Raw genomic sequence first — 12047 nt, 5'->3', positions numbered from 1 at the left:
ATCGAAAATCCGGCGCCGGTCAGCCCCGGAATCCGGCCAGGATCCCGATCGCCTCGCCCATGTCATAATGATGATTGCCGATGAAGAAACCATTAAGGTCGATCTCCTCGGCATGGCTCATCGGCCCGTGCAGGCTGTGGTCCATCAGCCGCAACACGGGATTCTTGGTAAAATTGCCGCTGACGATGGGCCGGGTCTCGAATCCCAGCGCGTCGAGCCGGCCCAGCACCGCGCGGCGGGTCAGGCCGGTGTCCGGCCGCAGGACCAGCGAAAAGCCGAACCAGCTGCTTTCGCCGGTCTCGCGCTGGATGCGGAACAGCGGATGGTCCGCCATCGCCTGCTGCCACAACGCGCCGTTCGCCCGCCGACCCGTGACCAGCGCGGGCAGCTTTTCCAGCTGCGCCCGCCCCAGCGCGCCCGACATTTCCAGCGGCCGCAGGTTGTAGCCGGGCAGGACGAAGCGAAAGCTTTCCTCGAAGGGATCGTCGCTTTTCTCGCCGGTCACCCGGTTGAATCTCGGCAGGTTGCGGGTCCAGCCATGCGCCCGCAGCGCCAGCAGGATATGGTAAAGCTCCTCGTCGTCGGTGACGACCAGCCCGCCCTCCATCGTCGAGATGTGATGCGAGAAGAAGGTCGAGAACGTCCCCATCACCCCGAAGGTGCCGCATTGCCGGGTGCCGAAAGTGGCGCCCATCGATTCGCAATTGTCCTCGATCAGCACGCGGTCGCCGACGATGGCGCGGAGCGCGTCGAAATCGTTCGGATTGCCCAGCAGGTTCACCGCCATGATCGCGCGCGTCCGCTCCGTCACCGCGCTTTCCAGCGCCGCGAGGTCGTAGTTCAGCGTCTCGCGGTCGATGTCGACGAATTTCAGGTGCAGCCCGTATTGGTGCAGCGGAAAGAAGGTCGTGGACCAGGAGACGGCGGGCACGATCACCTCGTCGCCCGGCATCAGCCGCAGCGCGGGGTTCGCCGTATGGCGCAGCGCCGCCACCATGGCGAGATTGGCCGAGGAGCCCGAATTCACCATCACCGCGAAGCGGCTGCCGGCGAAGCGGGCGAACTCGGCCTCGAAGGCCGCGACCTCGGGGCCCATGGAAAAGCGATCCGAATCGATGACGCGTTGCAGGGCCTCGCGCTCGGCCCGGTCCCAGCTCGAGGTCGCCAAAGGAAAGCGGCTCATGCGTGATGCTCCAGGTAATGCTGGTAGGTCGCGGCAATGCCCGCGCGCAAGGGCGTCGCAGGCGCCCAGCCCCAGGCGGCCTGCCGCGCCACCGAGAGCAGCTTTTGCCGCATGCCGACGGGCCGGGTCGGGTCGTGGCGAAAACGGCCCCGCCAGCCGATCACCTCGGCGGCGATGCGGTAATAGTCGTCGATGGAATGATCCTCGCCCGGGCCGACATTCATCACCGGCGGCACCGCGCCCGGATCGGCCAGCGCCCGCAGGATCGCATCGGCGAGGTCGGGCGCATACATGAACTCGCGCCGCGCCGTGCCGTCGCCCCAGATCACGACCTCGTCCGCGCCCGCGACCTTCGCGCGATGCAGTTTGTCGATGATCGCCGGCAGCAGATGCGAGCGCGCGGGATCGAAGCTGTCGTGCGGCCCGTAGAGGTTGCAGGGGATCAGCGTGCGCCACGACAGGCCCGGGTCCTCGCGGCCGGCATATTCGACCAGCCGCATCACCATGATCTTGGCCAGCGCATAGCCTTCGTTCGTGGGTTCCAGCGTGCCGGTCAGGACCTGTTCCTCGGCAAGGTCGCGACCGAGGTCCCGGGGATAGACGCAGCTGGAACTGAGATTCAGCAGCACCGGCACCCGCGCCGCCCGGCAGGCGGCGATCAGGTTCAGGCCGATGCGGGCGTTTTCCTCCAGGAACCGCACCGGCTCGGCGATATTGGCCTGGATGCCGCCCACCCGGCCGGCGGCATGGACCACGGCCTGGGGCCGATGGCGCAGCAGCCAGTCTCGGGTTGCCGCCGCATCGCAAAGGTCCAGTTCCGCGCGGGACGGCGCCATGACCTGCCACGCGGCGATGCCCGGATGCGCCAGCAGGTTGCGACCCACCATGCCGGTGCCGCCGGTCAGCAGCAGCCGCGTCATCATTGCCCCTCGCCGGCGACGGGCCGAGCCATACCGTGCCGCGCCAGCAGCGCATGGCCTCGCGCCAGGGTCAGATCGGTCGCTACCATCTCGGCGATCATCTCGCGGAGCCCGGTCTCGGGGCGCCAGCCCAGGCGCTGATGTGCCTTCGAGGCGTCGCCCAGCAGGGTCGCGACCTCGGCCGGGCGGAAATATTTCGGATCGACCCGCATCACCACGTCGCCCGGCCGCACGGCCGGCGCCCGGTCGCCGGTGACCGAGACGACCGCCGCGACCTCGTCGACGCCCGTGCCGCGGAACTCCAGTTCCAATCCAAGTTCGGCCGCCGCCCAGATCAGGAACTGGCGCACCGAATGCTGCTCGCCGGTGGCGACGACATAGTCGTCGGGCGCATCGCATTGCAGCATCAGCCATTGCATCCGCACGTAATCCCGCGCATGGCCCCAGTCGCGCAGCGCGTCCAGGTTGCCCATGTAAAGGCAGCGCTCCAGCCCCTGTGCGATATTGGCCAGCCCGCGGGTGATCTTGCGGGTGACGAAGGTCTCGCCCCGGCGCGGGCTCTCGTGGTTGAAGAGGATGCCGTTGCAGGCGAACATCCCGTAGGCCTCGCGATAGTTCACCGCGATCCAATAGGCATAGAGCTTGGCCACGGCATAGGGGCTGCGCGGATGGAAGGGGGTGCGTTCGGTCTGCGGGCTCTCGCGCACCAGCCCGTAAAGCTCGGAGGTCGAGGCCTGGTAATAGCGCGTCGCTTTCTCGAGCCCCAGGAAGCGGATCGCTTCCAAGAGCCGAAGCGCGCCGAGCGCATCGACATCGGCGGTATATTCCGGCGCCTCGAAACTGACGGCGACATGGGATTGCGCGCCGAGGTTATAGACCTCGTCCGGGCGCACCTCGGCCATGATCCGCGTCAGGTTCGACGTGTCGGTCAAATCGCCGTAATGCAGGAAGAAACGCGCTCCGGCCTCATGCGGGTCCTGAAAGATATGATCGACCCGCTGGGTGTTGAAGGACGAGGCGCGGCGCTTGATGCCATGCACCTCGTAACCCTTTTCCAGCAGGAACTCGGCCAGATAGGACCCGTCCTGTCCCGTCACCCCGGTGATCAGCGCCTTCTTCACGACCGGCCTCCTTGCCCAACTCGCGCCACAGGGGAGGCCGCGCCACCGGCCTTGTCAACAGCGCGGGGCAGGCGCTTCTTCGTTCCCCAAATACTCATGCGACCGCGCCGCATGCCCGGCGGCGCCGGCAAGGCGCGCCACCCGCCATTTTCACCGCTTCGCAAATATCCATGGCGCAAGGCCGCGCCCGGGCCTTCACTTCGCCGCGTCGAACACCGGCCGATAGATCTCCTTCAGCCGCGCCACCGCGTCCTGCGGCGACATCTCGACCGATGTGCCCGTGCGGCGCGAGGTCAACTCGACCTTGTTCGCCGCCAACCCGCGCGGCCCGACGGTGATGCGCCAGGGCAGGCCGATCAGGTCCATGGTGGCGAATTTCGCCCCCGCGCGCTCGTCCCGGTCGTCGTAGAGCGGGTCGAAGCCCTGCGTTTTCAGTTCGGCGTAAAGCGCTTCGCAGGCGCTGTCGGTCGAGGCGTCGCCCTGTTTCAGGTTGACGATGCCGACATGAAAGGGGGTCACGCCCTCGGGCCAGATGATGCCCTTGTCGTCGTGGCTCGCCTCGATGATGGCCCCCAGAAGGCGCGAGACGCCGATGCCGTGCGAACCCATGTGCACCGGCACGCGGGCGCCGTCGGGACCGACGACGGTGGCGCCCATCGGCTCGGAATATTTGGTGCCGAAATAGAAGATCTGCCCGACCTCGATGCCGCGCGCGGAACGGCGGCGTTCCTCGGGGACCTGGGCGAACAGCGCCTCGTCATGGGTCTCGTCGGTGCGGGCGTAGCGGCTGGTGAATTCCTCCAGCACCGCCTGGCATTCCTCGACGCTGTCATAGTCGATGGCGCGGGTGCCGAACTTCAGGTCGGTGATCTCGCTGTCGTAGAAGACCTCGGATTCGCCGGTCTCGGCCAGCACCAGGAATTCATGCGTATAGTCGCCGCCGATCGGGCCGCCGTCGGCGCGCATCGGGATCGCCTGCAGGCCCATGCGTTCATAGGTGCGCAGATAGCTGACCAGGTGCCGGTTGTAGGCGTGCAGCGCGTCTTCCTTGGTCAGGTCGAAATTGTAGCCGTCCTTCATCAGGAATTCGCGGCCGCGCATGACGCCGAAGCGGGGGCGGATCTCGTCGCGGAACTTCCACTGGATGTGATACAGCGTCAGCGGCAGGTCCTTGTAGCTGTTCACGTGCGACCGGAAGATGTCGGTGATCATCTCTTCGTTGGTGGGCCCGTAGAGCAGGTCGCGCTTGTGGCGGTCGTTGATGCGCAGCATCTCTTCGCCGTAGTCGTCGTAGCGGCCGCTTTCGCGCCACAGGTCGGCCGGTTGCAGGGTCGGCATCAGCATGGCGATATGGCCGGCGCGGGCCTGTTCCTCGTGCACGATGCGCTGGATGTTGCCCAGCACCTTGAAGCCCATCGGCAGCCAGGAATAGATGCCCGCCGCCTGCTGCTTGATCATGCCGGCACGCAGCATCAGCCGGTGGCTGACGATCTGGGCCTCTTTGGGGTCTTCCTTCAGAACGGGCATGAAATAGCGCGTAAGACGCATGGCGAAATCCTCGATATGGGCCGGCACGGGTTAGCGCAGAGCGCCGCAGGGGGCAACGGCCTTCCTTGCATGCGGCGCCGCGACGTTCCACATAGGGCAGAGTCGCGACAGGAGAGAGCCGATGCAGCTGCCGGTGCAGAAACAGGTCTGGTACTGGGGCGGGGCGGGGCTGCTTGTGCTGCTGGCGCTCTGGGGCCTGGGCAATGCGATGATGCCCTTCATCCTGGGCGCCGCCGTCGCCTATCTGCTGGACCCGCTGGCCGACCGGCTGGAGCGGCTGGGCCTATCGCGGACGCTGGCGGTGGTGGTCATCACCCTGGCCGCGATCCTGATCCTGGTCGCGGTGGTGCTGATGCTGGTGCCGCTGCTGATCGAACAGACCACCGCCCTGATCAACACCGCGCCGCAGATGGCCGAGCAGCTGCAGCAGTTCCTGATGAACCGCTTCCCCGAGATCTTTACCGAGGGCAGCACCGTCAACACCGCGCTGACCGATCTCGGCAAGACCATCAGCGCCAAGGGCGGCCAGCTGGTCTCGACCGTGCTCGGCTCGGTCATGGGGGTCTTCGGCGTGCTGATGCTCTTGGTGGTGGCGCCGGTGGTGGCCTTCTACCTGCTGCTCGACTGGGACGCCATGGTGGCACGGCTGGACGAGCTGCTGCCGCGCGACCATGCCGACACCATCCGCGCGCTGGCCCGCGACATCGACAAGGCGCTGTCGGGATTCGTGCGCGGGCAGGGGCTGGTGATCCTGATCCTCGGCACCTTCTATTCCATCGGGCTGGGCGCGGTCGGGCTGCCCTTCGGCGTCGCCATCGGGGTCATGGCGGCCTCGCTGTCCTTCATCCCCTATGTGGGGGTGCTGATCGGCGGCGCCACCGCCATCGGGGTGGCGCTGTTCAGCTTCTGGGGCGATCCGGTCTGGATCGCCGCCGTGGTCGCGATCTTTGCCGCCGGCCAGTTCGTCGAGGGCAATTTCCTGCAACCCAAGATCGTCGGCACCTCGGTGGGGCTGCATCCGGTCTGGCTGATGCTGGCCCTGACCGTGTTCGGCACGCTCTTCGGCTTCGTCGGGCTTCTGGTCGCGGTGCCGCTGGCCGCCGCCCTGGGCGTGCTGGTGCGCTTCGCCGCCGGCCGCTACAAGGAAAGCGCCCTCTATACCGGGCGCGAGGTGCCGGCGCCGCCCGCGCCGCCGACGCTGATCGAACTGGTGCCGCGGGGCACCACCGCCCATATCCGCCGCCTGGCGCAGCTGTCGCATGACGTGCGCGTGGCCGAGATCCAGCGCCAGGAAGAGCTGGCCGATCTGGTCGAGGAACGCCAGGACCGGGCCGAGAAGCGCAAGCTGCCCGACATCGATCCCGAAGGCCCGCCCTCGCCGGTCGAGCTGCATGCCGCGGCCCGCGAGGCCGAAAGGCAGGACCGTGAACAGAAGCGCAAGGACGACTGATTCTTGGCCCGCCAGCTTGCCCTGGATCTGACGATCCCGCCCGCGCTGTCGCGCGAGGATTTCCTGACCACCGGCGCCAACCGCGACGCCCGGGCGATGCTGGATGCTCCGGCGCGCTGGCCGCAGGGCCGGCTGTTGCTGATCGGCGGGCCGGGGGCGGGCAAGACGCATCTCTGCGGGGTCTGGGCGTCCGAACAGGACGCCCATGTCACGCAAGCCTGGACCCTGACCCCCGCCAATGCCGACGAGCTGGTGCCCGAAGGCGGCGCGCTGGTGATCGAGGACGCCGAGGAAATCGGCGGCAAGCCCGAGGCCGAGCAGGGGCTCTTCCACCTGTGGAACCTGGCAGGCGCCCGGCATTCGCTGCTGCTGATCTCGGCCCGCGCCGCGCCGCGCGACTGGGGGCTGCGCCTGCCGGACCTGCGCTCGCGGCTGGAGACGGCGGCGCAGGCGCTCTTGGGTCCGCCCGACGACGCGCTGCTGCCGGCGGTGCTGGTCAAGCTTTTCGCCGACCGCCAGTTGCAGGCGCCGCCCGAGGTGATCGACTGGCTGGCGTTGCGCATGGAGCGCGACCTGGACCTGGCGCGGCGGCTGGTCGCCGCCATCGACCGGGAATCGCTGGCCGGCCGCCGCGCCATCACCCGCCGCTTGGCGGCCGAGCTTCTGGACAAGCTCGCCCCCGCCGACACATGATCCGACATTCCGTTCCCAAGTTCCTCCTTATTGCCGAATCCCAGACATGACCCAGGCCGATTTCCTGAAATCCTCGTTTCCCGCCCCGCGCGACCTGCCCGACGGCCCGCCCGAAGGTCCGGCGCGCTTCTTCAACCGCGAGATCAGCTGGCTCGCCTTCAACTGGCGCGTGCTGGACGAGGCCCGCAACCCGCGCGTGCCGCTGTTGGAGCGGCTGCGCTTCCTGTCGATCAGCGCCACCAACCTGGACGAATTCTATACCGTCCGCGTCGCCGGGCTGCGCGAGCTGGTGCGCGAGGGCAATGCCACGCTGTCGGACGACGGGCTGACGCCGGCCGAGCAGCTGGTGCTGGTCAATGCCGACGCCCGCCGGCTGATGGGCGCGCAGCAATCGGTCTGGAACGGGCTGCGGCGCGAGATGGAAGAGGCCGAGATCACCATCCTGTCGCGTTCGCGCATCACCCGCGGCGAAGAGGAGTTCCTGCGCCGGCATTTCATGGAACAGGTGTTCCCGGTGCTGTCGCCGCTGGCCATCGACCCGGCGCACCCGTTCCCCTTCATCCCCAATGCTGGGTTTTCGCTGGCGCTGGAACTGGCGCGGGAAAGCGACGGCCAGCGGATGCAGGCGCTGCTGCCGATCCCGCAGCAGATCGCCCGTTTCGTGCCGCTGCCCGGCGGCAAGCGCTTCCTGCGGCTGGAAGACCTGCTGCTGATGCACCTGCCGAGCCTGTTCCCGGGCTATCGCGACATCGGCCATTGCGCCTTTCGGGTCTTGCGCGACAGCGATCTTGAGGTCGAGGAAGAAGCCGAGGACCTTGTGCGCGAATTCGAGACCGCGCTGAAGCGCCGCCGCCGCGGCAGCGTCATCCGGTTGAAGATCACCGCCGGCGCCCCCGACCGCATGCGGCAGCTGATCATGGAAAAGCTCGCCGTCGACCCCGAGGAGGTGATCGAGGTCGAAGGGCTTCTGGGCGTCGCCGACCTGCGCGAGCTGGTGCTGGACGGCCGCCGCGACCTGCAATGGCCCGCCTTCACCCCGCGCGTGCCCGAGCGTGTGCAGGACCACGACGGCGACATGTTCGACGCCATCCGGCAAAAGGACATGCTGCTGCACCACCCCTACGAGACCTTCGACATGGTGGTCCGCTTTCTGGCCCAGGCGGCGCGCGATCCGAATGTGCTGGCGATCAAGCAGACGCTCTATCGCACCTCGCGCGACAGTCCCATCGTGGACGCGCTGTGCGAGGCGGCGGAATCGGGCAAGTCCGTCACCGCGCTGATCGAGCTGAAGGCCCGCTTCGACGAGGCCGCGAACATCCGCCAGAGCCGCCGGCTGGAACGCGCGGGCGCCCATGTCGTCTATGGCTTCATGCAATACAAGACCCACGCCAAGATCAGCACCGTGGTCCGGCGCGAAGGCGAGCAGCTGGTGACCTACAGCCATTTCGGCACCGGCAACTATCACCCGATCACCGCGCGCATCTATACCGACCTGTCGCTGTTCACCTGCGATCCGGCGCTGGGACGCGACGCCTCCAAGGTGTTCAACTTCCTGTCCGGCTACGTCCAGCCCGACGGGCTGGAGAACATGGCGATCTCGCCCATCGACCTCAAGGAGCGGCTGCTGGCGCTGATCGCGCGCGAATCCGACTTCGCCCGCCGCGGCCGCCCGGCCGAGATCTGGGCCAAGATGAACAGCGTGATCGAAAAGGACGTGATCGACGCGCTTTACGCCGCAAGCCAGGCCGGGGTCCGCATCAACCTGGTGATCCGCGGCATCTGCGGGCTGCGGCCGGGCATCGCCGGCCTGTCCGAGAACATCCGCGTCAAGTCCATCGTCGGCCGGTTCCTGGAACATTCCCGCATCGTCTGTTTCGGGAACGGCCATGCCTTGCCCTCGAAACGGGCGCGCGTCTTCATCAGCTCGGCCGACTGGATGGGCCGCAACCTGTCGCGCCGGGTCGAGACCCTGATCGAATGCATGAACGAGACGGTGAAGGCCCAGATCACCAGCCAGATCATGGCGGCGAACATGGCAGACGAGGCGCAAAGCTGGCTGCTGCAGCCCGACGGGCGCTATCTGCGCTATCTGCCGGCCGGGCGGGACGACCTGTTTTCCTGTCACAAGTTCTTCATGGAAAACCCTTCATTGTCCGGCCGGGGCAGCGCCGGCGCCCGTGACGTTCCGGCCCTGACGCACTCGACGGATTGACGCAAAGGGTTAATTGCCCCATCCAAAGCGCGCGCCCCGGCGTGGTCACGGAATCGAGAGGAACCCGATGAACGGTATCGTCACCGCAAGCGGAGAAACCATCGAGCCCTTCGGGCGGTCGCTGTTCGAGCGGGCCTCGGAACGCTCGCTCAGCCGGGTCGGGGTGGTCGACGTGGGCTCGAACTCGATCCGCATGGTGGTGTTCGACGGCGCCGCGCGCTCGCCGGCGTATTTCTATAACGAGAAGGTCATGGCCGGGCTGGGGCAGGGGCTGGCCAGCACCGGCCGGCTGAACCCCGAGGGCGTGCAGCGCGGCATGGTGGCGCTGCGGCGCTTCGCCGCCCTGGCCGAGGGCATGGGCATCCGCCCCCTGACTTGCGTCGCCACCGCCGCCGTGCGCGAGGCCGAGGACGGCCCCGCCTTCCGCAAGGCGGTCGAGAAGGAAACCGGGCTGAAGCTGCATGTCATCGAGGGCGAAGAAGAGGCGCGGCTCTCGGCCCAGGGGGTGCTGCTGGGCTGGCCGGACGCCAAGGGCCTGGTCTGCGACATCGGCGGCAACTCGATGGAACTGGCCGAGGTGGCCGACGGCAGGGTCGGGCGCCGCATCACCACGCCGCTGGGCCCGTTCCGGCTGCAGCAGGTCAAGGGCGGCGCCTCGGGCCTGCGCGACCATATCCGCAGCGCCATCGAGGCGGCCGCCGCGCGGCTGGGCCGGGGCCACGAGCAGATCTATCTGGTCGGCGGATCGTGGCGGGCCATCGCCCGGCTGGACATGGAGCGGGTCGGCTATCCGATGACGGTGCTGCACGAATACCGCATGTCGCCGCAGGCCGTCGAGGACACGGTGAAGTGGATCTCGGGCAAGTCGGTCCAGGACATGCGCGCGATCACCGGCATCTCGCAAAGCCGGATGGAGCTGGTGCCGCTGGCCAGCCTGGTCCTGCGCCAGCTGGTCCAGAGCCTGGCGCCGAAATCGCTGGCCGTCTCCTCCTACGGCATCCGCGAGGGGCTGCTCTACGAGCAGATGCCCTCGGGCCTGCGCTCGCGCGATCCGCTGATCGAGGCGGCGCGCTTTGCCGAGCGGCAGATGGCGCGGATGCCGGGATTCGGCAAGAAGCTGTATCATTTCCTCGAACCGCTGTTCGCCGATGTCCCGCCCGAACGCGACCGGCTGATCCGCGCCGCCTGCCTCTTGCACGACACCACCTGGCGCACTCATCCCGACTATCGCGCCGACGCCTGTTTCGACAATGTGACCCGGGCGAACATGGCGGCGCTGTCGCATCCCGAGCGGGTGTTCCTGGGCCTGTCGCTCTTGCACCGCTACAAGAACAGCCGGGCCAACTCGCCGATGGCGCCGCTGTTCGCGCTGCTGTCCGAGAAGGAGATCCGCGATGCCGAGGTGCTGGGCAAGGCCATGCGCTTCGGCGCCATGTTCTCGGTCAAGGACCCGGCCGAGGCTGGCACGCTGAAGCTGATGACCAAGAAGAAGAAGCTGGAGTTGAAGCTGTCGCGCATCGGCCGGGCGCTGTTGGGCGAGGTGGCCGAGGCGCGGTTCCGGGCGCTGGCCGCCGCGCTGGATCTGGAACCCGTGGTGACGCCGGCCGATTGACCGCCGCGCGGCCGTTCGGGGCGGAATCCTGTCCGAAGGGACAGCTTTCCGCCAAGCCGGTTTCGTGGCAATTCTGGGATCACGGGGGCGGGCCGCCCTGGTGTTGTTTACCTGGTGTCCGGTTTGGTGCGGGTCGGCAGCCCCCGACGATCATCCCATTGATTATTATCGGAAGTAAGGGCGTTCAGGCGCCCCAGGTCCGTTGCAGCACCCCCAGCCAGTTCTTCCAGGCGATCTTCTCGACCAGCTCGCGGCCGTAGCCATGCGCCAGCATCGCCTGGACCAGCGCCTGCAGCGCCCCGGCATCGGCCAGGTCCACCGGCATGTCGGCGCCGTCGAAATCCGAGCCCAGCGCCACGCCGTCTTCGCCCAGATGCGCCAGCAGGTGGTCGAGATGGCGCAGCATGATCTCGAAACCGTGCATAGGCTCGCGCCGGCCCTCGGGGTGCAGGAAGCCCACCGCGTAGTTCAGCCCGACCAGACCGCCGCTTTCCGCGATCACCGCCAGCTGCCGGTCGGTCAGGTTGCGCGAACTTGGCGCCACCGCATGGGCGCAGCTGTGGCTGGCGACCAGCGGCGCGTCCGACAGTCGGGCCACGTCGTCGAAGCCCTTTTCGTTCAGATGCGACAGATCCAGCATGATGCGCAGCCGGTTGCATTCCCCGACCAACTCCTTGCCCGCCTCGGTCAGCCCGGGACCGGTGTCGGGCGAGGCGGGAAAGGCGAAGGGCACGCCATGGCCGTAGCGCGTCGGTCGCGACCAGACCGGCCCCAGCGAGCGCAGGCCCATCGCATGCCAGACATGCAGCGCGTCCAGGTCGGGGATCGGCTCGGCGCCTTCGATGTGCAGAATGGCGGCGATGCGGCCGGCCTCGATGCTGGCGCGAAGCTCGGCCGCCGTGCGGCAGATGTCCAGCGTGCCGGTCCGCGCCATGGCCATCAGCTGGCCGGCCTGGGCGATGGCATGGGGCAGGGCCTGGGCGGCGGGAATCTCCGGCGGCAGGTCCAGCGCGAAGGGTGGGTCCTTCTTGAGCATCGCCGCCAGCGCATCGTCCGGGCCGGGCGGCGAGGGCGTCCAGATCGCGAAGAAGCCGCCGGCAAAGCCGCCCGCCTTCATCCGCGGCAGGTCCAGGTGCCCGGTGCCGTCGCCCTGCAGCCAGAGCCGGTCACGGTCCGGCCCGGCGGCCACCATGCGCTGAAGAAAGTCATTGTGCCCGTCGAAGACCGGAATCATGCTGCTGTCCTTTCGCGTTGCGCGGCGCAACATGCGCCCGTCGCACGCGCGCCGCAAGCCGGCCGGCGGACCTG

9 protein-coding genes are annotated in these 12047 nt (G+C 68.0%); 4 read left to right on the top strand and 5 right to left on the bottom strand.

All coding sequences use genetic code 11. The features are described from left to right. Positions 1-19: 19 nt before the first annotated feature. The 4 genes from JCM7685_RS08830 to proS form a co-directional block, all read right to left on the bottom strand. Complete coding sequence (locus tag JCM7685_RS08830) at positions 20-1183, bottom strand: DegT/DnrJ/EryC1/StrS family aminotransferase (protein ID WP_074966730.1); 1164 nt, start codon at positions 1181-1183, stop codon at positions 20-22. Continuing rightward, the gene (locus JCM7685_RS08825) at positions 1180-2103 is read right to left on the bottom strand and encodes a GDP-L-fucose synthase family protein (RefSeq protein ID WP_074966729.1); all 924 of its coding nucleotides are present in this window, start codon (positions 2101-2103) and stop codon (positions 1180-1182) included. Before JCM7685_RS08825 ends, JCM7685_RS08830 begins: the two co-directional genes overlap by 4 nt. Next, positions 2103-3224 carry a GDP-mannose 4,6-dehydratase gene (gene gmd / locus JCM7685_RS08820; RefSeq protein WP_074966728.1) on the bottom strand — a complete coding sequence of 374 codons (1122 nt, stop codon included), beginning with the start codon at positions 3222-3224 and terminating at the stop codon, positions 2103-2105. Before gmd ends, JCM7685_RS08825 begins: the two co-directional genes overlap by 1 nt. Positions 3225-3419: 195 nt before the next feature. After that, entirely contained in the window at positions 3420-4772 is a 1353-nt protein-coding gene (proS, locus tag JCM7685_RS08815; protein ID WP_074966816.1) for a proline--tRNA ligase, read from the bottom strand. A 121-nt stretch (positions 4773-4893) separates the two neighbouring features. On the opposite strand from proS, the gene JCM7685_RS08810 reads away from it, so the two are divergent. From JCM7685_RS08810 to JCM7685_RS08795, 4 genes are all read left to right on the top strand, one after another. Next, complete coding sequence (locus JCM7685_RS08810; protein WP_074966727.1) at positions 4894-6222, top strand: AI-2E family transporter; 1329 nt, start codon at positions 4894-4896, stop codon at positions 6220-6222. Between the two features lie 3 nt (positions 6223-6225). Continuing rightward, the gene (locus JCM7685_RS08805) at positions 6226-6915 is read left to right on the top strand and encodes a P-loop NTPase family protein (protein ID WP_074966726.1); all 690 of its coding nucleotides are present in this window, start codon (positions 6226-6228) and stop codon (positions 6913-6915) included. 46 nt (positions 6916-6961) lie between these two features. Next, entirely contained in the window at positions 6962-9127 is a 2166-nt protein-coding gene (locus JCM7685_RS08800) for an RNA degradosome polyphosphate kinase (protein WP_074966725.1), read from the top strand. A gap of 67 nt (positions 9128-9194) precedes the next feature. Beyond that, positions 9195-10739, top strand: a complete 1545-nt coding sequence (locus JCM7685_RS08795) for a Ppx/GppA family phosphatase (RefSeq protein ID WP_074966724.1) — start codon at positions 9195-9197, stop codon at positions 10737-10739. 184 nt (positions 10740-10923) lie between these two features. Here JCM7685_RS08795 and JCM7685_RS08790 read toward each other — a convergent pair whose 3' ends face one another. Further along, entirely contained in the window at positions 10924-11973 is a 1050-nt protein-coding gene (locus JCM7685_RS08790; RefSeq protein ID WP_074966723.1) for a dipeptidase, read from the bottom strand. Positions 11974-12047 lie beyond the last annotated feature (74 nt).

Source organism: Paracoccus aminovorans, from assembly GCF_900005615.1.
In the GTDB taxonomy this organism is placed as follows: Bacteria; Pseudomonadota; Alphaproteobacteria; order Rhodobacterales; family Rhodobacteraceae; genus Paracoccus; species Paracoccus aminovorans.
The sequence above is the reverse complement of the archived record's forward strand: the minus strand, read 5'-3'. Positions and strand labels throughout refer to the sequence as shown.